21 protein-coding genes are annotated in these 25,234 nt (G+C 31.5%); 19 read left to right on the forward strand and 2 right to left on the reverse strand.

Annotation, left to right across the window (positions count from 1 at the left end):
- The first annotated feature begins 21 nt into the window (after nucleotides 1-21).
- From rfbA to UXI14_RS09360, 19 genes are all read left to right on the forward strand, one after another.
- Entirely contained in the window at nucleotides 22-882 is an 861-nt protein-coding gene (rfbA, locus tag UXI14_RS09270) for a glucose-1-phosphate thymidylyltransferase RfbA (RefSeq protein WP_335965901.1), read from the forward strand.
- Nucleotides 883-996: 114 nt separating this feature from the next.
- A complete protein-coding gene (gene rfbC / locus UXI14_RS09275) occupies nucleotides 997-1,539 on the forward strand; it encodes a dTDP-4-dehydrorhamnose 3,5-epimerase (RefSeq protein ID WP_335965903.1) in 543 nt (180 codons plus the stop codon).
- Between the two features lie 62 nt (nucleotides 1,540-1,601).
- Entirely contained in the window at nucleotides 1,602-2,414 is an 813-nt protein-coding gene (rfbD, locus tag UXI14_RS09280) for a dTDP-4-dehydrorhamnose reductase (RefSeq protein ID WP_335965904.1), read from the forward strand.
- A 269-nt stretch (nucleotides 2,415-2,683) separates the two neighbouring features.
- The gene (locus tag UXI14_RS09285) at nucleotides 2,684-4,075 is read left to right on the forward strand and encodes a UDP-glucose 6-dehydrogenase (RefSeq protein WP_335965905.1); all 1,392 of its coding nucleotides are present in this window, start codon (nucleotides 2,684-2,686) and stop codon (nucleotides 4,073-4,075) included.
- Nucleotides 4,076-4,098: 23 nt separating this feature from the next.
- Nucleotides 4,099-5,232 carry a UDP-N-acetylglucosamine 2-epimerase (non-hydrolyzing) gene (gene wecB, locus UXI14_RS09290; RefSeq protein WP_335965906.1) on the forward strand — a complete coding sequence of 378 codons (1,134 nt, stop codon included), beginning with the start codon at nucleotides 4,099-4,101 and terminating at the stop codon, nucleotides 5,230-5,232.
- Nucleotides 5,225-6,442: a UDP-N-acetyl-D-mannosamine dehydrogenase gene (gene wecC, locus UXI14_RS09295; protein ID WP_335965908.1), complete on the forward strand. Its 1,218-nt coding sequence runs from the start codon at nucleotides 5,225-5,227 to the stop codon at nucleotides 6,440-6,442. Before wecB ends, wecC begins: the two co-directional genes overlap by 8 nt.
- Before the next feature lie 23 nt (nucleotides 6,443-6,465).
- Nucleotides 6,466-7,737 carry a nucleotide sugar dehydrogenase gene (locus tag UXI14_RS09300; protein WP_335965909.1) on the forward strand — a complete coding sequence of 424 codons (1,272 nt, stop codon included), beginning with the start codon at nucleotides 6,466-6,468 and terminating at the stop codon, nucleotides 7,735-7,737.
- Nucleotides 7,738-7,739: 2 nt separating this feature from the next.
- Nucleotides 7,740-8,735 (forward strand): SDR family oxidoreductase, encoded by a 996-nt coding sequence (locus UXI14_RS09305; protein WP_335965910.1) that lies wholly within the window; start codon nucleotides 7,740-7,742, stop codon nucleotides 8,733-8,735.
- A 24-nt stretch (nucleotides 8,736-8,759) separates the two neighbouring features.
- Nucleotides 8,760-10,088, forward strand: coding sequence for a lipopolysaccharide biosynthesis protein (locus UXI14_RS09310; protein WP_335965911.1), 1,329 nt, complete (start codon nucleotides 8,760-8,762; stop codon nucleotides 10,086-10,088).
- Nucleotides 10,079-10,621: an acyltransferase gene (locus UXI14_RS09315; protein ID WP_335965912.1), complete on the forward strand. Its 543-nt coding sequence runs from the start codon at nucleotides 10,079-10,081 to the stop codon at nucleotides 10,619-10,621. The genes UXI14_RS09310 and UXI14_RS09315 overlap by 10 nt, the downstream gene beginning before the upstream one ends.
- Nucleotides 10,622-10,636: 15 nt before the next feature.
- On the forward strand, nucleotides 10,637-11,665 hold the full coding sequence (locus UXI14_RS09320) for a hypothetical protein (RefSeq protein WP_335965913.1): 1,029 nt from the start codon (nucleotides 10,637-10,639) through the stop codon (nucleotides 11,663-11,665).
- The gene (locus UXI14_RS09325; RefSeq protein WP_335965914.1) at nucleotides 11,658-12,914 is read left to right on the forward strand and encodes an O-antigen ligase family protein; all 1,257 of its coding nucleotides are present in this window, start codon (nucleotides 11,658-11,660) and stop codon (nucleotides 12,912-12,914) included. The genes UXI14_RS09320 and UXI14_RS09325 overlap by 8 nt, the downstream gene beginning before the upstream one ends.
- The gene (locus tag UXI14_RS09330; protein ID WP_335965915.1) at nucleotides 12,886-13,323 is read left to right on the forward strand and encodes a serine acetyltransferase; all 438 of its coding nucleotides are present in this window, start codon (nucleotides 12,886-12,888) and stop codon (nucleotides 13,321-13,323) included. The genes UXI14_RS09325 and UXI14_RS09330 overlap by 29 nt, the downstream gene beginning before the upstream one ends.
- A gap of 131 nt (nucleotides 13,324-13,454) precedes the next feature.
- Nucleotides 13,455-14,387 (forward strand): glycosyltransferase family 4 protein, encoded by a 933-nt coding sequence (locus UXI14_RS09335; RefSeq protein WP_335965916.1) that lies wholly within the window; start codon nucleotides 13,455-13,457, stop codon nucleotides 14,385-14,387.
- Nucleotides 14,388-15,629, forward strand: a complete 1,242-nt coding sequence (locus tag UXI14_RS09340; protein ID WP_335965917.1) for an O-antigen ligase family protein — start codon at nucleotides 14,388-14,390, stop codon at nucleotides 15,627-15,629.
- A gap of 49 nt (nucleotides 15,630-15,678) precedes the next feature.
- Complete coding sequence (locus UXI14_RS09345; protein WP_335965918.1) at nucleotides 15,679-17,292, forward strand: alginate lyase family protein; 1,614 nt, start codon at nucleotides 15,679-15,681, stop codon at nucleotides 17,290-17,292.
- Between the two features lie 5 nt (nucleotides 17,293-17,297).
- Nucleotides 17,298-18,488: a glycosyltransferase family 4 protein gene (locus UXI14_RS09350; protein WP_335965919.1), complete on the forward strand. Its 1,191-nt coding sequence runs from the start codon at nucleotides 17,298-17,300 to the stop codon at nucleotides 18,486-18,488.
- A gap of 26 nt (nucleotides 18,489-18,514) precedes the next feature.
- Nucleotides 18,515-19,654, forward strand: coding sequence for an MraY family glycosyltransferase (locus UXI14_RS09355; RefSeq protein ID WP_335965920.1), 1,140 nt, complete (start codon nucleotides 18,515-18,517; stop codon nucleotides 19,652-19,654).
- A 48-nt stretch (nucleotides 19,655-19,702) separates the two neighbouring features.
- The gene (locus tag UXI14_RS09360; protein WP_335965921.1) at nucleotides 19,703-20,980 is read left to right on the forward strand and encodes an O-antigen ligase family protein; all 1,278 of its coding nucleotides are present in this window, start codon (nucleotides 19,703-19,705) and stop codon (nucleotides 20,978-20,980) included.
- A gap of 28 nt (nucleotides 20,981-21,008) precedes the next feature.
- Here UXI14_RS09360 and UXI14_RS09365 read toward each other — a convergent pair whose 3' ends face one another.
- Nucleotides 21,009-23,057, reverse strand: coding sequence for a tetratricopeptide repeat-containing sensor histidine kinase (locus UXI14_RS09365; RefSeq protein WP_335965922.1), 2,049 nt, complete (start codon nucleotides 23,055-23,057; stop codon nucleotides 21,009-21,011).
- A 167-nt stretch (nucleotides 23,058-23,224) separates the two neighbouring features.
- Nucleotides 23,225-25,177, reverse strand: coding sequence for a DUF349 domain-containing protein (locus UXI14_RS09370; RefSeq protein ID WP_335965923.1), 1,953 nt, complete (start codon nucleotides 25,175-25,177; stop codon nucleotides 23,225-23,227).
- Nucleotides 25,178-25,234 lie beyond the last annotated feature (57 nt).

Raw genomic sequence — 25,234 nt, forward strand, 5'->3', positions numbered from 1 at the left:
ATAAGCTTAAAGTTAAAAAAAATGAAAGGAATCATACTTGCGGGCGGATCGGGAACAAGGTTACATCCATTAACATTGGCGGTAAGCAAACAATTAATGCCCGTGTATGACAAACCTATGATTTATTACCCGCTTTCAACATTGATGAGTGCTGGGATAAGGGAAATTTTAATTATTTCTACCCCAAAGGACTTGTCCTTGTTTAAAGAATTGTTGGGAAATGGTGAAAAATATGGTTGTAAATTTGAGTATGCCACACAAGAACACCCGAACGGATTGGCAGAGGCCTTTATTATAGGGGCTGATTTTATAGGAATTGATAAAGTAGCATTGATTTTGGGGGACAATATATTTTACGGAACAGGTTTCGATAAATTATTGCAGGAGAATGTTGACCCGGATGGAGGAATTGTATATGCATATCATGTTCACGACCCAGAACGCTATGGGGTCGTGGAGTTTGATAAAAACAATCAAGCGATATGCATTGAAGAAAAACCACTAGAACCTAAATCCAATTATGTAATACCAGGCATTTACTTTTATGATAATGATGTGGTTGAAATAGCAAAAAATATAAAACCCAGTAAACGTGGTGAGCTGGAAATAACAGATGTTAACAAGGTATATTTAGAAAAAGGAAGGTTAAAAGTAAGTGTAATGGACCGTGGGACTGCATGGCTGGATACTGGAACATTTCAATCTTTAATGCAGGCATCGCAATTTGTAGAAGTAATAGAAGAAAGACAAGGGTTAAAAGTAGGTTCTATTGAAGCTACAGCTTTTGAAATGGGTTATATAGATAAAGAACAGTTTAGAGCTTTGGCAGAACCATTGGTAAAAAGTGGTTATGGCAAAAAATTGTTGAGTATGTTGAAGTGATGTTGAAAGATTCATGGTTATTTCAGATTCCTTTAGAGGCGGAAATCTCAAGAGGCGACAATTCAATAACTAAAAACAAATAGCGCCATAACTTCATAACAGATAAAAGAGTAAATGAAAATAAAAGAAACCAAATTAAAAGGTTGTTTTGTGATAGAACCACAAGTTTTTTACGATGATAGAGGTTATTTTTATGAAAGTTTTCATCAGAAAAAATTTGAACAAGTAATAGGAGAAGCGATAAACTTTGTTCAGGATAATCAGTCTTTTTCTAGAAAAGGTGTATTGAGAGGGATTCATTTTCAAAAAGGCGAATATGCACAGGCTAAATTAGTAAGAGTATTACAGGGAAAAGTATTGGATGTTGTTGTAGATTTAAGAAAAGATTCTGAAACCTTTGGGCAATACGAAACAATAGAATTATCTGCAGATAATAAAAAGCAGCTATTTGTTCCGAGAGGTTTTGGTCATGGTTTTATTACTTTGAGTGAAACTTCAGAATTTGCGTATAAATGTGATGCTCCATATCATAAAGAATCGGAAGGCGGAATTGTATTCAATGATAAAACTTTAAAAATAAATTGGAAATTTCCTAAATCAGAAATTATTGTTTCAGAAAAAGATAAAGAATTACCTCCCTTAGAAGAGCCATTTTAGCTGCTCCCAGTCGTCATCCTGGGCTTTTCGAAGGATGATTGAGTTATAACAATAAGTAAAAAATGAAGAAGAGTATGTCAATACCCAATACCCAACATCCAATTACTGTTCTTGTTACTGGAGCTAATGGTCAGCTAGGACTTACTATTCAGAAATACAAAGGCGATTACGAAAATGTGGTATTTATTTTTTGTTTATCAAAAGAACTGAATATAACAAAAAAGATTTCTATAAAAAGTGCTTTTGGAAAATACAATCCAGATTACTGTATTAACTGTGCAGCCTATACCAATGTAGAGAAGGCAGAGGAAGAACCCGAACAAGCATTAGAAGTAAATGCAGAAGGTGTTAAGAAATTAGCTGAGGTTTGTAAGGAATATGGAACAACCTTAATTCATATCTCAACCGATTATGTGTTTGATGGCGAAAAAGGAACACCATATACAGTAAATGATGAACCAAACCCCATTAATGAATATGGAAAATCAAAATTGCAAGGGGAAAAATATATTCAAGAAATAACAGAAAACTATTTTATTGTAAGAACTTCCTGGCTATACAGTAAAGAATTTGGTAAGAATTTTTACAGAACCATTTTACAAAAAGTCCAAACAGAAAAGGAGCTTCGAGTAATAGATAGTCAAACCGGATGTCCAACAGATACAGAAAACTTAGCTACATATATTATGAGCTTAATAGTAAGTAATGATAAAGGCTACGGGATACGTCATTTTTCTGGTAAAAAGGAGATGACTTGGTATGAGTTTGCTGTAGATATTTTAAAGGATAATGAAATTAAAAAAGATTTAAAAATAGTAAGTGATAATAGCTATAAGATGAAAGCAAAAAGACCTGTATATAGTGTGTTGAAGTGAATTTGATAAATTATAACCATTTCGAATTCCGTCATTAGTTGCGGATGAAAAATCTTTCTCTTACTAGGAGAGTTAAAATTAACAAACTGTATCTGAAAAATAATTAAAATGCATGGTATTTCAAAACTGCTTTTTTAACTGAAGACTCTAATAATATAGCATTGTAACAACACAAATAATAGCTTATAGTAATAAGTCTAAAAAGGCTTGGTGAAATGTAGGATTATTGTATTTTTGTGCGAAGTGTAAAAGAAATCTTAAAAAGTTTAATGAAAATAAGTAAAATTTGTTGTATCGGTGCAGGTTATGTAGGAGGTCCTACAATGGCAGTTATAGCACAAAAGTGTCCAGAGATTAAAGTGACTGTTGTGGATATTAATGAGCAACGTATAACGGATTGGAATAGTGATAATTTAAATAAATTGCCAGTTTTTGAACCTGGATTAGATAAAGTAGTTGAAGAAGCACGAGGAAGAAACCTCTTTTTCTCTATAAATGTTGATAAAGCAATTGAAGAGGCAGAAATGATTTTTATTTCTGTCAATACTCCTACGAAGACTTATGGGAAGGGGAAGGACATGGCAGCAGATTTGAAGTATATAGAACTTTGTGCTAGACAGATAGCGAAAGTGGCTAAAACTGATAAAATAGTAGTTGAGAAATCAACACTTCCAGTTAGAACGGCTCAAGCTATAAAGAGTATATTGTCTCAAACCGGTAAAGGGGTAAATTTTCAAATACTATCAAACCCTGAATTTTTAGCTGAAGGAACTGCAATACAAGATTTATTAAATCCTGATAGAATTTTAATTGGAGGAGAACTGAATGAAAAAGGGATAGAAGCAATAAATGCATTAGTTAATATTTATGCTAGTTGGGTTTCAAAAGATAAAATATTAACTACTAACGTATGGTCATCTGAGCTTTCTAAATTGGTAGCAAATGCTTTTTTAGCACAAAGAGTGTCTTCCATTAATTCTATTTCTGAATTATGTGAAAGTACAGGAGCAGACGTTAGAGAGGTGTCAAGAGCAGTGGGTATGGATAGTAGAATTGGATCGAAATTCTTAAATGCATCTGTGGGCTTTGGTGGTTCTTGTTTTCAAAAGGATATTCTTAATTTAGTTTATATTGCTAAAAGTTATGGGTTAAATGAGGTGGCTGATTATTGGGAACAAGTAATTTTAATGAATAATCATCAAAAAAGTAGATTTGCATCTAAAATACTATCAACATTATATAATACGGTATCTGGTAAGAAAATAGCTATGTTAGGTTGGGCTTTTAAAAAGGATACGAATGATACAAGGGAGTCAGCAGCTATATATGTAGCAGATCAATTATTGGAAGAAAAAGCTAACATAGCGGTTTATGATCCGAAAGTTGAATCGAATAGGATTTATGCCGATTTAAATTATTTAAATAGTAGAAGTGAAGATGAAAATTCTTTATTAGTACAGGTACATAATAATTCATATGAAGCATGCAAAGATGCACATGCAATTGCTATTATGACTGAGTGGGATGAATTTAAAGATTGTGATTGGCAAAGAATTTATGATAACATGCTTAAACCAGCTTTTATTTTTGACGGGAGATTTTTATTAGATAGGGAGGAGCTAAAAAAAATTGGATTTAAGTCTTTTTCAATAGGGATATAAATTAAAGGAACTAAATGTCTCGTATGAAGAAAAATTTAATCATTTTTGGAACCCGACCAGAAGCTATTAAAATGGCACCTTTGGTGAAGGAGTTTCAAAAAAATAGTGATAGTTTTGAGACTAGAGTCTGTATAACAGCTCAACATAGGGAAATGTTGGATCAGGTACTTGAATTTTTTGAGATTCAACCAGATTATGACTTAGATTTAATGAAGCCCAATCAGAACTTATATTCACTAACTTCGGATATTATTACTAGTCTAAAAGTAATTTTAGAAGATTTTCAACCGGATTATGTCTATGTCCATGGGGATACCACGACTACCATGGCCTCAAGTATTGCTTCGTTTTATTCAGGGGCAAAAGTTTGCCATGTGGAAGCAGGATTAAGGACTTTCAATATGCAGTCTCCTTTTCCAGAGGAAATGAACCGATGTGTTACCGGCATGATTTCAAATTATCATTTTTCTCCAACGGAAACATCAAAAGAAAATTTGTTAAAAGAAAACAAGGCTGAAAAATCGATTTTAATAACGGGAAATACTGTGATAGATGCATTGTTTTTTAGTGTTGAAAAGATTAAATCGGTTGGATTTATGGATGATGAAGTTAAAAAGCTTGGAGAAACAATCGACCTTGAGAAGAAGCTGGTCTTAGTTACGGGTCACCGGAGGGAAAATCATGGGCAAGGATTTTTAAATATATGCAAGGCTTTAAGAGCAATAGCGGAACAGAATCCCGATATTCAGATTGTTTATCCGGTACATCTAAACCCGAATGTGCAAAAACCGGTATATGAATTACTTTCCGGGATTCCTAATGTAAAATTAATTGATCCCCTTTCGTATCCCGCTTTTGTGTGGTTAATGGAAAAATCTTATTTAATAATAACAGACAGTGGAGGGGTGCAGGAAGAAGCACCGGGTCTGGGCAAACCTGTGTTAGTGATGCGAGACACTACGGAACGTCCTGAGGCTGTGGAGGCAGGTACAGTATTATTGGTGGGCACGAATAGCCATAAAATAATCCAGGAAACAACTTCGTTATTAAAGAATGAAGATGTGTATAATAAAATGAGTAATCTGCATAACCCCTATGGGGACGGTAAAGCATGCAAAAGAATTGTAGATTTTATAAAAGAAATTTCAAATGGATAAGCCAGAAGTTGTAATGGTAGGCCTTGGGTATATTGGATTGCCAACAGCAGCATTAATTGCCCAAAACAAAACTTATGTACATGGAGTTGACATAAATCCGCAAGTAGTGGAAACAATCAATGCCGGAAAAATACATATTATAGAACCGGAATTAGATGATGCAGTTGCCCAAGCCGTTAAAGGAGGCTTTTTAAAAGCATCAACACAACCAGTAGGAGCAAATACATATTTAATTGTTGTTCCAACGCCATTTAAAAATAAAAACGAACCCGATATATCTTTTGTGGAAGCGGCTACCGAAGCTGTTATACCTTTGTTGAAGGAAGGTGATTTGTATATTATAGAGTCAACCTCCCCAATCGGAACTACAGAAAAAATGATGCAATTAATTTATTCTGAACGCCCCGAACTAGAAGAGAAATTATATATTGCATATTGTCCCGAAAGAGTATTGCCAGGAAATGTGATGCACGAACTAGTTTACAACGATCGAGTGATTGGAGGAGTTGATGAAAAATCCACTCAAAAAGCGATAGCTTTTTATCGCCAATTTATAAAAGGAGATTTACACAAAACCAATGCCCGCACTGCAGAAATGTGTAAATTAGTAGAAAATTCGTCAAGAGATGTGCAAATAGCATTTGCTAATGAATTGTCGTTAATCTGTGACAAAGCAGATATTAATGTTTGGGAGTTAATCAATTTGGCAAATAAACACCCAAGAGTGAACATTTTGCAGCCAGGATGTGGAGTAGGAGGTCATTGCATAGCTGTAGACCCATATTTTATTGTAGCAGATTATCCTATGGAATCACAGATTATAGGGAAGGCTAGAGAAATTAATAATTATAAATCGTTTTGGTGTGCCGAAAAGATACAAACCGCTAAATTGGGGTTTGAATTGGAGCATGGAAGAAAACCAAATATAGCTTTAATGGGCTTAGCATTTAAACCAAATATTGATGATTTAAGAGAGTCACCTGCCAAATATATAGCGCAAAAAGTATTGCAGAATGCCAATAATGAAGAATATTTTATTGTTGAGCCTAATATTAAAGAGCATAAGGTTTTTAAATTGACCGATTATAAAAAAGCAGTAAGTAGAGCTGATATAATAGCATTTTTGGTAGCTCATGATGAGTTTAAGGGATTGACTTTATCAAATGATAAAATTGTGTTGGATTTTTGTGGTATTGAAAAAAAAATATGAATTAATTATTTAAAAAAATATAAATGGATGATAAAAAATATAAAATTGCTATAATTGGACTGGGCTATGTGGGCTTACCCTTGGCGGTTGAATTTGCGAAAAATCAATTTGATGTAATCGGTTTTGATATAAATCCATTGAGAATAGAACAATTAAATAGTAATAGGGATATAACAGAGGAAGTCTCTTTAGATGATTTATCCGAAGTTTCAAATAAATTAGCTTATAGTAATGTTGAATCAGATTTAAAAAATAGTAATATCTATATAATTACTGTTCCTACACCTATAGATAAATACAAACAACCAGATCTTCGTCCAATAGTGTCAGCAACAGAATTAGTTGGTAAATATTTAAAAAAATCGGATATTGTTATTTATGAATCTACTGTATATCCTGGTTGTACAGAAGAGGAATGTGTGCCAATATTAGAATCAGTTAGTGGACTGATATTTAATGAAGATTTTTATTGTGGATATTCTCCTGAAAGAATTAATCCTGGCGATAAAAAAAGGCGACTTTATGATATAGTTAAAGTCACTTCAGGGAGTACTCCTAAAGTTGCTAATATTATTGATGAGTTGTATAACTCAATTATAAAGGCAGGAACGTATAAAGCTCCAAGTATAAAAGTTGCAGAAGCCTCTAAAGTTATAGAGAATACTCAGCGAGATTTGAATATCTCACTAGTAAATGAATTAGCACTGATATTCAATCGGATGAATATAGATACATTAGAAGTTCTTATGGCTGCTGGGAGTAAGTGGAATTTTCTTCCCTTTAGACCGGGATTAGTAGGAGGTCACTGTATCGGAGTGGATCCTTATTATTTAACTCATAAAGCAGAGAGTTTAGGGTATCATCCTCAAGTAATTTTAGCGGGAAGAAGAATAAATGATAATATGAGTGTTATGATAGCTAATGAAGTTTTAAAACTAATGGTGAAAAGTGAATTGAAAATAAAGCAAGCTAGAGTTTTAATTTTAGGTATAACATTCAAGGAAAATTGCCCAGATGTAAGGAATACTAAAGTTGTAGACGTTTTCAATGAACTAAAAAGTTTTGGGTTAGATGTTGACATATATGATCCATATGCAGATAGAAATGATGTTAATAAATATTATCATATTAAATTATTAAACAAAATAACAACTAAATATGAAGCAATTATTTTAGCGGTAGGTCATAAAGAGTTTGAATTACTTGATTTAGATACTTTGAAACTTACAGCTAATTCAATCGTATATGATATTAAAGGTTTTTTTCCGAAAACTAAGGTCACGAAAAGACTATAATAATGAAATCAAAAATTGAAAATAAAAGAATTTTAGTTACAGGTGGAGCTGGCTTCATTGGTTCAAATATAGTGGAACAATTATTACAACAAAATAATGAAGTAGTGTGTTTAGATAATTTTTCTACAGGAAAGTATGAAAATATATCGCTATTTAATGAAAATAATCGTTTTCGCTTAGTGGTAGGCGATATTAGAGATTATTCGATTTGTATAAGTGCGGTTGATGGTATTGATTATGTGTTACATCAAGCAGCATTGGGTTCTGTGCCTAGGTCAATTAATGATCCAATAACAACTAATGAAGTGAATGTATCTGGATTCTTAAATATGCTAAATGCTTCAAAAGAAGCTAAAGTTAAAAGATTTGTTTATGCTGCTTCCTCATCTACGTATGGAGATCATCCAAGTTTGCCTAAAATCGAAGAGATTATTGGTAATCCATTATCACCATATGCAGTAACAAAATATGTTAATGAATTATATGCAAAGGTTTTTTCTAATATATATGAATTAGAGACCATTGGTTTGCGTTATTTTAATGTATTTGGTAGAAGACAAGATTCTAAAGGTTCTTATGCTGCTGTAATTCCAAAGTTTATTGAATCGTTAATTGACTTAAAAAGTCCTATTATTAATGGCTCTGGTGAACATTCCAGGGACTTCACTTACATCGATAATGTAGTTCAAATAAATCAGCTAGCCGCCTTATCTAAAACGAAGGAATCATTAAATACAGTTTATAACGTAGGTTGCGAAGAAAGCATAAGTTTAAATAAAATGTATGTGACTTTACGTGAATTATTATCTTTTTATGATGAAAGAATAAGCGAAGTCAAACCTGTTTATGGTCCTGAACGCAAAGGAGATGTTAAGCATTCACTTGCAGATATTTCAAAAGCTAAAAAAATGTTAGGATATAATCCATATTACAAATTTGAAGATGGTATTACTGAGTCCGTAAATTGGTATTGGGAGAATTTGAAAGTAAGACGATGAAATATGTAATTTATCGAGATTGGAATGTTTGATAGGATTTTTAAATCTGAGTTCGGAAAAAACGTTATAACTTTAATGAGTGGAACCCTGATTGGTCAAGCCATTCCTTTTATAGCAACCTTTATTTTAACACGTATTTTTACTCCCGAAGACTTTGGAGTATTTGCTATATATTTCTCATTAGTTAATATTTTAGGTACAATTTCTACGGGTAGATATGAGATGGCTATATTACTTCCAAAATCCGATTTGGTAGCATTTGATTTAGTAAAAATTTCTTTAGTTTTATCGTTATTATTTAGCAGTTTATGTTTTATTGTAATATTAATTTTACAGAATTTTTTAAAAGTATTTATTTTAAATACTGAGTTGATTAAGTATCTATATTACCTCCCTTTAAGTATTTTTGGATTTGCTGCTTATAAGGTGTATACTGTCTGGTATACACGAGTCAGACAGTATAAAAAAATATCTTTAAGTATAATTGTCAAGAGTTTATCTGGGGTTTTTTTTAATATTATCATAGGGTATTTTTTTGGATTAATAGGGTTATTTTTAGGAAATATTATAAGTTCATTATTTGCCGTTTTTATAATTAGAAGAAATTTTTTTTCTGATCTTTCTTTAAAATATGATAGGAGTAGAAAATTACTATCTTTATACTATAAGTTTCCCTTATATGATATACCAACATCTTTTGTTTACACCTTATCCAAGCATGGAATAGTATTACTGATTAATAAAGGATTTTCATCTGTTATTACCGGCTTATATTCGATGACCGAAAGGTTATTAATTTCACCTAGCCAAGTTTTTGTTGGCTCTTATATTCAAGTTTATAATCAGCAGATAACAGAAAAATATAATTTAAACCATAATATCAATAGTTTTGTTATAAAGAATATTGTTAAAATATCTAAGGTTTTAGGCATACCCTATGTGATTTGTGTGTATAGTTCATTCTATTTTATACCTTTTGTTTTAGGTGATAATTGGAGTGAATTATATAAGTATATATATATATTATCTCCCCTTATATTTTTCTCGATGGTTTTGAATCCATTGGGATATATATTAAAAATTCTTGACAAACAAAATGTTTCATTTATTCAACATTTAGTTTTAACTGTAGTAAAATTGGGTTGTCTTTTTATCTTTGGTTTTTTGCTTAAATTTTCAATTCTTAATGTATTAATGATTTATGTTATATCTTCATTAATTGTTTTGATGTATAATGCTAATATAATATTTAGATTATTGTTTATGAGTTCAACTAATAAATTAATGGTTTTTTGTATTGGCTGTATATGTATATTATTAACAATATTTAATTATTATTTAATATGTCAATAATTAGAAATAAAATTAAAACATTTGAAATTTTATTTTATAATCGCTTATGCATGTTGATGCCAAATTATCCGGAGCACAGAGTGATTTATTGTTTTTTTGAAGGAATTAGGCAATTTGCTTGGAAAAGAATGTTTCTTTCATATGGAAACAAATCTTACATAAGGAGTGGAACCAACATAGTCGGTCATCAAAACATAACCATAGGAGATAATTGTTTGATAGGTCCTAACTCAATTATTAATGGAGCTAACAAAATTTTTATTGGAGATGATTTTTTATCTGGACCTCAATTAATTATATATACGTCTGAACATGGCTTGACGAATGGATCAATTCCTTTTAGAAGTCAAAAATCAAAATCTAAAGAAATTAAAATAGGAAACAATGTATACATCGGAGCAAGAGTTACAATCTTAAAAGGGGTTATTATAGGAAATAACGTTATTATTGCGACAGGAAGTGTAGTAAATAAAAATATTCCATCTAATCAAGTATGGGGCGGGGTACCTGCGAAAAAATTGAAATGTTTTTGATAATATTAATTTTTAATGAAAATACTTATTCAAAAAGATGATATTAAGTCCAAAATGTGGGGTAATGAATTGAGAAGTATGGGAGTATCTGTTCATACTCTTCGTGGCTCTCCGATAAATTGGATATTCTTTTATATGAAAGAACTTTCTAAAGATAAGCCTAGTGCGATAATTTTTAGATATTTAAATGACTATCCAGAATTTTATAAGACTATATTACGATTTTTTTCTGAAATCATAACAATGCTTTTAGCAAAATTATTAGGTACTAAAATAATTTGGATATGTCATAATATAGATAGAGAAACAGATGTGCATTATAAATATATTTCTGAAATTAGAAGATTCCTTATTAAGAAATTTGCAAGAACTATTTTTGTAATGGATTCTTTACTTGTAAATAGTGCCAAAGATCAACTAAAGAGCTCTTCAATTGATTTTATTACATTTGGAACGATTGAAAAGAAAATAGATATAGAGCTTATTAATAAAATCAATCAATATATTAGAAGTCATTCGAATAATACTATTTTTGGTCTTACAATTGGATCTATTAATTATAAAACAATTCATTTTAAAAAGATACCAATGTTGATTGAGTCTGCTAAAAAAAATGGATTCGATTTAAAAATGATAGTTTGCGGTCCTATAGAAAATTATTTAAATAAACATGAGTCAATAATTCTGGAGTATATGAAAAACAGTGAAAATGTATATTTTATAAATGGTTATGTTAATCTTGATGAAAGGCTATTAGAAAGAATATCTTTTGTTTTCAAATCAAATCTTGATTTGTCCGTGCCTTTAAGTTATTATAGTACTGTTTCAGCAAGAATACCAATAATTGCTATTGATGGTACTTTTTCTGCAAAATTAGTTTCAACCTATAAAATAGGCACTACAATCACTGAAGACTTTTCTAATATTCAAGCTGTTTTTAATAATATTAATTCTGAAAAGTTTTTATTTGATGATTTCTTATTAAATCATAATTGGAAAATTGGAGCGGAAAAAATAAGAGATATAATTAAGAAAGATGATTAATAGAAGTTATTTTTTTTCATTTATGATAGGGGTCATTTATGTCTTATTTACATTTGAGGCCCAGATTTTTTTTAGCTTCCTTACTACTACCAGAATAGCTACTTTAATTGTTAGTATTTTATTTATTGACTCTATTATAATGAAAAGGAATATTAAGATTTCAAGATTATATCTTCCTATTATTTTGTTTTTTATAATACTAATTATTTGGGCGGTACTGAATTTAATAATTCATTTTGTTATTGGTGGGGGGACTGAAATAAAATCATTAATAACTATCATTTTAATTACTTTAAACATCCTCATGTTGGCTACTATTTTTGAAAATAATAAGATAGAGTACAATATAGTTATAGATGTTATTTGGGTTTTGGGATTGATTACCACTATATCTGTTTTATTTTTTTTAATAAGTAATGCAAATTTTAATTTATTAGATTCTAACACTAGAATAAGTATAGTTAAAAATTATTTTAATTCTAATTTGGTATCGGGAACTAGTCGTTTTTTTTATGGATTAATAGCTTTGAATATTTTTTCAGTGGCCTATGCTTTAAGTTATATGAAATCGAATTTTTTTATAAAAAAATTATCTTTATTAAATATTTTCATGATTTTAATAATGTTAATTATTTCAAACAGTAGACAGAATTTACTTTTTTTATTGTTTTTATTACTCATCCCTAAAATTTTATCATATCAGTTAAGAACTATTATCCAGACTTTTTTTAAGGTTTTAGGAGCTATTTTTTTATTTATTGCGATAATATCATTTTCAACTAATTTCATTAATGTTTTTAAAAAGAAATACATTGAAAGGACATCAAAACAACTAGAAGAGGGAAGCGAACGTACAATTACATATCAAAATGCTATAAACGATATACAAGCTAATCCAATATTTGGTATGGGTATGGGAGAATTTGAAAAGCAACATTCTATAACTACACATAATGGCTATTTATGGATTGGAACCGAACTTGGAATTTTTCCTTTAATTGTCTATACTGTTCTATTGATTTTTATTCTTAGTAGTCTAAGGTTGTTTAAAAAGTTAAATAAGGATTACATTTTATTATGTAGAATTTTATATGCTTATATTGTTTGTTTTATTATGATATCAAATAATTTAAATGAGCTTTTCAAAGATTATATATTTTACATAGTTGTAATTATATATTTTTCAATTTTGGCTAGTAAAAAATATGACATAAAAAAAAATGGAGAGACCACCAGTATTACTATATAGATTAGGGAATTTTTTTTATAGAAAAAAGATTTTTATTCTTGGAGCATTATTGACTTGGATAAATAGACTGATTTTTTCTACATTCTTACCTTCTTCAGCATCAATAGGTAAGAATTTTAAAATTGGATATTTAGGTTTGGGTACTATAATACATAAGAATGCAAAAATTGGAGATAATTGTACTGTTGCACAGAATGTAACAATTGGCAGAAATATTGGAGAAAAGAAAGTACCTGTGATTGGTAATAATGTTTACATAGGGACTGGTTCGGTAGTTTTTGGAGAAATAATAATCGGAGATAATGTTATCATAGGGGCTAATTCTTTAGTAAATAAGGATATTCCAAGTAATAAAATCGCCTATGGTAATCCGGTTAAAATAGTTAGAGATAATACGAGAAAAAAATGAGTTTGAGTAACAAAATTTTATTGATAAGTGAGTCAATGTTACATTACAGGATTTCATTATATCAAGAATTTGCCAAAAGATTTGACAAAAGAGGTTTTAAACTGTTGATTTACTCAAATAACAAATCTTTTTTGAAGACTGAAGATTCTAATAATTATGTAATAGATGATTATAATATATTTAAACTCGCTAAGAACATAAAATATGAAGCTCCAAATTGTATTATATTATTTTGGAATATATATAACATGAATTCTTGGTTGCTTTTAATTTATTGTAAATGTAAGAAAATTAAGATTATTTATTGGAGCCATGGAATGAGTTTACAAGACCCAAACAATAAATTGAAAAAACTAATATATAATACATTTCAGTTATTTAGTGATTCTATCCTTTTGTATTCACCAAATGAAATGAAATACATACCTACATGTTTACATAGTAAGACTTTTATTGCAAATAACACAATTAACTTCGATGAGATACCTCAAATAGAAGTATCTAAATCTGATATAAAAAAAGAATTTAATCTTGGATATGATAAAATAGTGCTTTTTGTGGGTAGAATTCAAAAACGGAAGCGATTGGATATATTACTAGATATTTTTAAAAATAGAAAAGACTCAAATATAGGTTTAGTTATTGTTGGTAGTGGTTTTTCAGAAGATTATCAGCGAATGGTAAAAAATAATTATAATATTGAATATTTAGGAGAAATTTATGATAAAATAAAAATAAATATGTTGTTTAAATGTGCCGATATATTTTGTATTCCGGGTACCAATGGCTTAGGTGTGAATCAGGCAATGTATTGGGGCTTACCAGTATTAGCATTGAATGTGAATCATAGTCCGGAAATTTATTATTTAAAGAATGGAGTAAATGGATATATAGTGAATAGCTCGAAAGAATTAGAGAATAAAATGTTTAGTATACTAAATGATGAAAATCAATTAAAGAAGTTGTCAGAAAATGCATATAAAATAATTAGAAAAGAAGCTTCGGTTAATAATATGTTTAATGGTTTTATGAATTCGATTAACTTTTTTAAAACAACGATTTAAATGAAATTTTCTTTGTCAAACTTAGAACATTTTTTTGTTTCACTTCTTTTCTTTTTATTGACAGTTGACAATAAATTTTTACCACCGTTATTAGTATTGATTTTTGTTATTAATTTAATAAAGTTTGATAAAAGAAGTTTTATCGCTAGAATTCGAAGCTCATGGAAATATTATTCAATATTTGTAATTCTATTTTTTGCATTATCTCTTTCTATTTTTTGGACTGAAGATTTAAAGTCTGGTTTTGATGGTATAGAAAGAAGGTTTTTTTTTGTAGTGGCTCCTTTCCTTTTTCTTAATATTGAACTCACATATAAAAAACTAATTTTCTACCTCAAGATGTATATACTCGGCACTATGTTAGCATCTTCTTTTTTTTTAGTAAATGGGATATTAGAGTTTATGTCGATTTATTCTCCTAATATAAAATATCCGTTTTATGCCTTTCTATTTATTTTCAGTACTATAATGGATGATTTTGAAGTACATCGAGCTTATTTTTCTGTATCAGTGCTTTTATCAATTGTATTTTTATTTGGAAATATTCTACTCTTTAAGCGCATAAAATGGTTAATGATTTTTTATTTTATAATAATAGTTTTATTATTTCAATCTAAAATGTCTATTTTAATCCTTATCTCCATATTTTCGGCAATATTTGTAATTTTCTTTATTAAGGGAAATTATAAGTTTAAAATAATTATATCAGTTTTTTTTCTATCTGTCTTATTTTTAACAGGACTCATTATGAAAAAAAGATTCGATACTATGTTGAGAAATATACATCGAATTGATTTAGTAAACGGTGGAGGTAGTACAATAGAAAGAATTCAATATTTTAACAGTGCTATTACTTTAATAAATCGTAATTATTGGGGATACGGTATTGGTGATGTAAAAGATGAAATGTCTAATATGATTCATGAATTGAATTATAAAAAATTGGCAATTAATAATGTAGGAGACCCTCATAATGAATTTTTAAATGTATTTTTGATTTCTGGATGTTTGGGGTTTGGAGTCTTATTATTATTATTTTGGAAGTTATTCAAATATTCATTTCTGTATAAGAATTGGATTCTTTTTAGTGTAGTCTGGATATTTTTTTGCAGCTGTATGACTGAATCATATTTAAGTAGGCAAGGAGGGATTTTACCTTTTTTAATTTTCTCCTGTCTTTTATATCGAATTAAGATACCTGCTACGCCCCATGTATTAATTAATAATAAGGATGACAAATAAATATATCATCTATTTTTAAGCTAAATTAATTGAATAAAGTTACTTGATAATGTTAAGAATTATTGATTTAGTAAAAATGTTTTATAATACTATAAAGTATCTTAAAGCTAAGCAATTATATTACCAAATATTCTATAGGCTAAGAAACTTTATTATTAAGCAACAATTTGACAATAAAAATATTAATTTGGTTATTGATGGATTGGTATGGAAAAATTTTATTTTTAGTGATTCTACTTTAAAAAAAAATAGAACTTTTACATTTTTGAACATAGCGCATAAATTCAATGAATCAATTGATTGGAACTATTCGAAGTATGGGAAATTATGGACATACAATTTGAATTATTTTGATTTTCTTAATCAACCTGAAATTACTGCTATAAAGAGAATTGAATTAATACGGGATTATATTTTAAAATACCACCTTATAAAAGATGGTAAAGAGCCTTATCCTACCTCCTTAAGAGCCATTAATTGGATTAAATTTATCTCTGCAGAAAGTATTATTGACCCGACAATTAATAAATTTTTACATTATGATTATAAAAGATTGTCGAATAATATCGAATATCATTTATTAGGAAATCATTTATTAGAAAATGGTTTTTCTTTATTATTTGGTGCTTATTATTTTGAAAATGAGGAATTTTATTTTTTAGCAAAAAAAATTATTCAAGAAGAATTAGAGGAACAAATTTTAGTTGATGGTGCTCATTTTGAGTTGTCCCCTATGTATCATCAAATATTGCTTCGAAGACTTTTAGATTGTATTCAGCTTGTAAAAAATAATGCATGGGAGATTGATAATCTTTTGCCTTTATTAAAAAATAAAGCTGAAATTATGTTAAGCTGGTTAGAAACAATTACATATAAAGATGGAAGTATTCCTATGGTTAATGATAGTACTTATAATATTGCGCCCAGATCGGAGCAATTATTTTGTTATGCTTCATCACTAGGTCTTAATTGGTCTACCATATTGTTAACAGAATCAGGATACCGCAAATTTTCTAATAGTAAATATGAATTATTCATAGATGTTGGAAATATAGGTCCTAAATACCAACCCGGACATGCTCATTCCGATACTTTTAATTTTGAATTATATGTTAATAAAATGCCTTTAATCGTCGATACAGGAATATCTACTTATGAAAAAAATGATATTAGACAGATTCAGAGATCGACTTCCAGTCATAATACTGTAGTCGTGAATGAAATGAATCAATCTCAAGTTTGGGGGGGATTTAGAGTAGGGAATAGGGCTAATATAATATCATTGATGGAGGAGCATAACTTTGTTGAAGCATCTCATAATGGATATATAAAGATAGGAGTAATCCATAAAAGATCTTTTTCTTTTAAAAAAGATAATATTTCTATAAAAGATTTTTTGATAGGACCGGATAAATATAAATCATATGCCTATTTACATTTCCATCCTAATATAGAAAATATCATATTAGATGATAAATCTATCTATATAGAAGACTTCGATATTTCTATATCTTTTAAGGGTTCAAAAAAGATTGAACAATTAAAATATTTTTATTCTTTAGGGTTTAATGTTCAGGAAAAAGCTATTAAGCTTAAGATAATATTTATAAATGAGCTTGAGACAACTATTTCGACAGGTAAAATAAATTTTAATGGTATATAAAGTATATGAAAGTATTATTTCTAACTGATAATTTTATACCGGAGACAAATGCTCCAGCAACAAGGACATATGAGCATTGTAAAGAATGGGTTCAGCAAGGAGTTGATGTTACAGTAATTACTTGTGTGCCTAACTTTCCAAAGGGCAAAGTATTTGATGGTTATAAAAACAAGCTATTTCAAAAAGAAATAATAGATGGTATTAAGGTAATAAGAGTTTGGACTTATGTTACAGCAAATGAGGGCACAGTCAAAAGAATACTCGATTATATAAGCTTCATGATAAGTTCTTTTCTTGTGGGGTTATTTATTAAAACCGATATTATAGTAGCTACATCTCCTCAATTTTTTACAGCTATTTCAGGAAGTTGGTTAGCTTTTTGGAAAAGGAAGAGATGGATAATGGAAGTACGAGATATCTGGCCGGAATCGATAAAAGCCGTGGGAGCAATGAAAGATGGATATATTCTTAAATATTTTGAGTATATGGAGCGTAAAATGTATAAGTCTGCACATAAAATTGTTGTAGTCACTGATTCTTTTAAAAAATATATCATAGAGTCTCATGGGATAACTGAGGATAAAATAGGGGTGATTAAAAATGGAATCATATGTGATAAATTTATACCTAAAGAAAAAGATGAAGAGTTATTAGAAAAACTAGATTTAAAAAATAAATATATAATTGGATATATTGGGACACATGGTATGGCTCATGCATTGGATTTTATTTTAAAAGCAGCAAGTAAAGTAACAAATAATAAGTATCATTTTCTATTAATCGGTGATGGAGCTCAAAAAAAAAATCTCATGTCATTAAAGAAAGATTTAAATCTTTATAATGTTACTATGCTTAATAATATTGATAAGAGTTTAGTAAGGGATTATCTTTCAATATTAGATATTGGTCTTGTAAATTTGAAGAAATCAGATACTTTTAAATCTGTTATACCTTCCAAGATTTTTGAACTATGCGCTATGAATAAACCAATTTTAATAGGAGTGGAAGGAGAGGCTAAGAAAATAGTAGAGGATTATAAAGTAGGAAAGGGATTTATACCAGAAAATTATGAAAGTTTTGAATCAAATCTGAATTATATGTATAATAATAATATTTCTTATGATTTCACGAAAATACTTTTAGATTATGATAGAATAAAACTCTCAAAAAGAATGTTAGATTTTATTATTAATTAATTTTACTTTCTAATTAATATATGATTATGAACTTTTTAGAAACAGCCATTTTATTCTTCATAGCAGCTTTTTTGATTACTTATTTTACCATACCAAGAATAATTGCGGTTGTTGAATATAAAAAGCTAATGGACAACCCTAATTCAAGAAGTTCTCATAAAAAGATAACTCCCACATTAGGGGGAGTAGCTTTTTTTTATTGTTTGGTATTTGCAATTTTCTTTTTAAAAAATTGGGATTTGCATAATGAGGCCATTTATTTAATGCCTAGTTTAACTATACTATTTATTATCGGATTAAAAGACGATTTAGTAGTTATCTCTCCTCTGACAAAGCTAATAGCACAGATAGTATCGGTATCTTTTATATTAGCAAGTGATAGTTTTGTGATTACTTCATTGCATGGATTTTTAAATATAAATGAAATACCTTATTTTTTATATTTATTAATTGGTGGATTTTTTATGATTACAATTATTAATGCTTATAATTTAATCGATGGTATAGATGGGTTGGCTGCAATGGTAGGAATAGTCATTTTAATACTTTATACCACTATATTTTATATGTCAAATGAGTATTTTTATGCTTTATTATGCATTGCTTTGAATGCTTGTCTGATAGCATTTCTTGGTTATAATCTTTCTACTACCCGAAAGATATTTATGGGAGATACAGGATCTTTAATCGTTGGATTTATGTTGGCTATGTTTACACTTAAATTTCTTGCCTTAAAACCTACGTCTTATAAAGATTTGCCTTTTTTATTAGAAAACGCACCACTGGTAGCAATAGGTATATTAATAGTGCCATTGTTTGATACAGCTCGTGTTTTTACATTAAGGATAGTAAGTAAAAGAGGTCCTTTCTCACCTGATAGAAACCATACGCATCATATTTTGGTAGATTATTTGAATCTTTCCCATCAGCAGGCTAGTTTTATCATTGCCAGTTTCAATTTTATTTTTGTGGTATTACTGATAGTCTTAGGGAGTACATCGAACAATCTATGGATGATATTGGCATTAGTTACCACCGTAGTATTTTTGGCATATCTTTTTTATCGCTTAGATTATAGCTTTGCTAACCTAAAAAGAAAAATATTTTTTAAACGTAAGGTTGAAAGTTTCAGAGAAAGGTTAAAGAAAAGGAATAAGAATAAGTGATATTTATTTAATCCTCTCATAATATAAGCCACTAATTATAGTTTTATATTGATCAACACCATCCAACATATAAAAACGTTGTTTTATCAAGACGAGAACAGTAATCTGGTACAACGTGTGTTTTGGAACAGTCTCTATATCGCTTTTTTTTTATTGCCTATCGATATTAATTATCCTACGCCATTTTTTGCGGTAGCCATTGTAAGCGGGGGCATTAATATTTTTAAGGGTGATAAACAATACCTATCGGAGAATAAAATATTGTTGCTTTTCCCGCTTTATTTTTTGATGCTTCTTTTAAGTATGTTTTATACTGAAAATGTAAGCGATGGCTGGTATCTTATCCAACGTTCCTTAACATTGCTGTTGTTTCCGGTTATTTTTCTTTTTGTAAAGGAAGATGGGCTCTCGGTCCGTAAACTTTTCGATTTTTTATTATACGGGCTTATCGTATCCTTCTTTATCAACCTTTTAATGGTATTGTATGACGTTTTCTTATTTCTGGGGAATATTCCTCCCAATAGTTCCTTTTTTGACTATGTAAAACAAGGATGGGACTTTTTTATGCACGTACAGTTCTCCAGCCTTGTGAATCCCGGATATATCTCTTTGTACATTTTATTGGTACTGAGTTATTACCTGAAAAAAGAACTAAATACCATTTTTAGGCTTTTAACGGTGATCGTATTATTTGTTTATCTCTTTTTATTGGCCACCGAATCGGCCTATTTTACCTTGTTTATCATGGCTTTGCTATTACTCCTTAAGGTGAAGGATAAAGTGAGGCGTAATTTGTTGATACTGGTGCTTGTATTGGGGACGTTGGTGTTTCTCAGTAACCCGCGCATCATTGATTTAAATTCCAATTTGAATGCCCGCGGATTAAAAGAAGTATCGGTGAACAATCCTACCATTTCCGAGTCCTTGCGGCTGCTCTCCTGGAGGGCCTCCATAAAAGCGATCAACGAGGCACCCTTATTGGGTTATGGGGTAGGGGACGCCCATGAGGAATTGGTACAAAAATATAAACAGCTGGGATACAATGAGAGTTATGAGCACCGGTATAACGCCCATAATCAGTTTTTGGAAACATGGTTGCAAATGGGGGTTGTAGGGGTATTTGCTTTGATGCTTATTTTTACTTTTTTAGCCTATAGCATGCGAAGGAGCTATAATGAATTTTCGGTCTTTCTGGCCCTTTTCATTGCTTTATTGTTCGAATCCATGTTGGTGCGTTTTAACGGAATCGTTTTTTTCTCCATCATCGTTCCATTATTGCTCAAAAAACGGAGCATCTTGAGCAGTCGAATCATCCGGAATGAATAAAACTCGGTTAAGTGCTTTTTTATTTCATTTAGCCTTCCATTTTTGGCAGGGTGAAAAAGAAACTGGTGCCTTCGTTTATTTTTGAAACAATCCAGAGCTCCCCGTGGTTCTTTTTAATCATTTCCTTGCACAGGTTAAGCCCCAATCCGGTTCCTTTTTCATTATGCGTCCCATAGGTAGAGCTAAAATGGGTTTTGTCTGAAAGTATATTGTCTATTACTTCCTGTGCAATTCCAATACCGCTGTCCTTGATTTCTATTTGCCAGTGGTTTTTAAGCTCAGTTCCTATTATTTCAATAAATCCGGACTCGGCCGTGAATTTAATGGCATTGTTGACCAGGTTTCTAAATATTAGTTGTACTTGGTCCCTGTCAACATAGGCAAAAGCCTTGTCGGGAACCTTATTGTATATGTCGATGTTCTTTTTATGGGCAAGCTCTTTTAGCAAAAGCATGGTCTCGGCCACTTCGTGTTTAATATCAACTTTCGAAGGCCTTGAAATGGCCCCTTTCATTTGTGCCTGTCCCCAGACCAATAAATTGTTCAGCGTAAAGGATATGCTTTTTACCTGCTCGCTGAGCTTCGGTGCAAATTGCATAAAGTCGTTCGGACTGATCTGGTTGTCCTTTAAAAGGTCTATCAGGGAATTAAGGGAAGCAATCGGGGCCCGCAGGTCGTGTGCTATGATCGAAAAGAATTTGTTTTTGGTTTCATTGAGCTCTTGGAGCTCCTGCTCCCTCTTTTTTAAATCGTAATTTTTATTGGCCAATAGCCCGTTGAGCTTGCGCTCCAGTTTCCTGCTGCGCTGTGTAAAAAATAAAACCGTAAGCAATATAAGAACCCCGCCAGTGGACAGGTAAATGAAGAGTTCTTGCTTGTTGAGCTCTTTTTCGTTTTTTAAAATAAGCTCGTTCTCCTTTTCAATAAAATCCATCTGCGCTTCATGGGCGGCAATACTTTTGGTATTTTCATGGTTAAAAATACTGTCGTTGTATTTTTTAAACTGCTCGTGGTATTGAAGGGCCTTTTCAAAATCTTTTGTTTTTTTGTAAATGACCGAAAGCGTTTGAGAGCATTCCTTGATGTCTTCAAAAGAATTTAACTCCTTGGCAATAACAAGCGCTTCTTCGGCATATAATTTGGCAAGGTCGTATTCCTGCATGCCGCTATAGGTCCTGGCAATACCGTTTAAAAGGGATATTTTTTCCCGTTTGTCCTCTACTTTTTCATAAAGGGAAAGCGATTGCATAAAAATATCCAGGGCCGGTTCGTACTTGTTCATCTCCACATATAGCTGCCCCTTTACCTTTAGGGCATAGGCCAACCAGTCGTCGTAGCCCAGCTCTTTAAATATGGGAATACTTTTATCGATGTTCTTTAAACCTTTTTCAAATTCCCTGGTCTTTAATTGAAAACTGGCAATATTGCTCAGGGTCTGCCCTTCCGATAGGGTATTCTTTGTTTCAATGTTTATTTTTTGGGCTTTGTATAGAAACTCCAATGCCTTTTTGTATTCCCGTTGCATTCCATAGGTAATCCCGAGGTTTTCGTATAGCAGGCTTAGGTACAACTTGGCATCTTTGCTTTTATGCCCGTTGTGCTCGCCCAGACTTATGCCCTTTAAGCTAAACTCTACCGAATTTTTTATGTCGCCGGAATATTCATAGAAAGTAGCTATGTTGCAATAGCACATTAATGTTTGTTCCAGGTTATTGGAGTTCAGGGCTTTGGCCAGGCTTTTTTGTGCGATGGAAATAGCTTCCGTGTAATTCCCCAATTCGCTTTCATAAAATGCAAGGTTGATAAGGGCCTCGACTTCTCCTCTTGTGTAGTGTATGCTTTTGGATAATTTTAAACTTTCTTCAGAATAAAATTTAATGGTATCGTTGCTTATATAAAAGTTGGCAACCACATACCTGTTTAAAAGATTGATATATGCGGTATCCCTTTTTTCTTCTATGGAGCGGTGTTTTTGCTGGGCAATTCTTTTCGCAAGACTGTCTTTTTTTTGCTCCTGGCCATAGCTGTTGGGGCAAAATAATAGGCATATTGGTATTAAGAGTAGCTTAAATTTCATTCAGGGAAACAAATCTGTTTCAAATTTAATATAAAAAAAAATATTTTTTAGTATTTATCTGATAAATAGGGGACTAAATACCAATGTAATCGATTGATAAAAAAAATGGCCCTGCTTTTCGAGGTGGAGCAAGGCCGTTTTTTAAAGGAAATCGGTGCAGATACAATTTATTGATCCATATTTTTTAGCTTTTTAAGCTTGGCTTTCCATAAATTAAGGTCGTCTTTGTGCTTTTCTATGTTCTTTTTAACCTCCATAACAATGGGATTGTTGTCATCGGCATTGAAAAACTGTAAGTTGTTTTCAAGCTGGCGGATTTCAGATTTTGCCTCGTCGATGCGCCTTCTAATAAAAACACGCTCGTTCTGGATAAGCGAATCGTTGTCCGAGTTGGCCAGCTGATCCAGTTTGTTCCCGTACTTTATAAGCTCGGCTTTCTGTTTGTCAAGATCGAGCTTTTTAAAGAGGGCATCCAGGATTTTGTTAAACTTTCCTTCAATGCTCTTTTTGTTATGTGGAATCCGGCCAATGGCTTTCCAGTCCGAAATAAAACTCTTTATTTGCTCCAGGTCCTTTTCCTTGTCACCGGAAAGTTGATATTCTTTCAGGTCGTCCAAGAATGCTTTCTTTTGCTCAAAGGCTTCCATTTCTTCTTTAAAATGTTCGTTCTTTCTGGCATGGAGCCGGTCAAAATAATGGTTACAGGCCGATTTAAATTCGTTCCAAACCTTGTCCGAATATTTCCTTGGCACATGGCCTATTTTTTTCCAGTCTGCCTGGATCTTTTTCATAATAGGGGTGGTTTCCTCCCAATCTTCACTGTCTTTTAAAGATTCTGCAAGTTTTACCAGTTCTATTTTCTTGTCGAGGTTGTGCTGCTGGTCTTTTTTCAGACTTTTATAAAAAGCGTTTTTATTCCTGTTAAATTTCCGTACCGCTTCCTTAAATGCAGACCATGTCTGCTCGTTTACCTTGTATGGTACGCGTCCGGCATTAAAAAAGTCTTCCCTTAAAGCCTCGACTTCCTTAATCTGTTTCTGCCATCCGCTATGGTTGCCCGCCGGATGCTGGGTAACGTCCATTATCTTTTTAATAATGTCCTGTTTTACCAGTAAATTATCTTCATGAATGGCATCCTGGTTCTTAAAATACTCCTGACGCTTTTGGTGTATGACCTTTGTGGCGGCACTAAAGCGGTTCCAAATATCCTCACGGTGTTCCCTGTCCACGGGGCCCAGGTCTTCTTTCCAGATTTTATGGAGCAGCTGCAACTCGCGGAACGCCTTGTTTACATCGCCCATTTCGGTAAGGGACTCGGCCTGTGCAATTATTTTTTCCTTTTCTTCAAGGTTGTGCTTAAAGTCAAGGTCGCGCAAATCGCGGTTCAGGTCCAGAAAATCGTAGAAAATCTCTACGTGGTGATGGTACGTGCGCCAAACATCGTTGTAATTTACGCGTGGAATAGGGCCTGCATTGCGCCATCTGTCCTGAAGTTCCTTAAAATGCTTATAGGTATCGTTAATATTTTCTTCAACGTTAATAAGGCCTTTCAGTTCTTCTATAATCGCCAGGCGGTTTTCCAAGTTGGCGTGCAGGCGGTGCTCCAGATTTTTATAATACTGGTTGCGCTTCTCTTTATATTCGCCATACACCTCGTTAAATTGCTTTTTAACGGGAGTGCTGTAGCTAAAATCTATTTCATTGCCGCCCTCGTTTATAAAATCTTCCTTTTTTTGCTCTAAAAGTTCCTGGTACTTTAAATCAAATTCAGATTTTATCTGGTCCACATGGGCCTTAATGGCTTGAATCTTTTCCTTTTTAACCAGTTTTTCAAGTTCAGACACCAATTTGTCCATGTTCATGGCATGGTAGTCCAGTAAAGGGATTTCATGACGATCCTTATGCCCTTCATCTTCGGCATCCTCCGCATTGGATTCATCGATCTCGTTGTGCACGTCCTCATCTTCGCCAGAATCTTGTGCAGCATCCCTTTTAACTGCTTCCGGAGCTTTTTCGGCAGTACTTTCTTCTTGATCCTCTATTTGCGCGGCCTCTTTGTTACTTTCGTTCTCGTTTCCATCTGCATCGGGATGCAGGTTATCGTTTTTTTCTTCTAACATTTTATAAATGTTTAAGGTTCGTCAATACTTTCAAGTTGAAAGATACTAACAAGTAAC

It is taken from the genome of Galbibacter sp. PAP.153, from assembly GCF_037029175.1.
Taxonomy (GTDB): Bacteria; Bacteroidota; Bacteroidia; order Flavobacteriales; family Flavobacteriaceae; genus Galbibacter; species Galbibacter pacificus.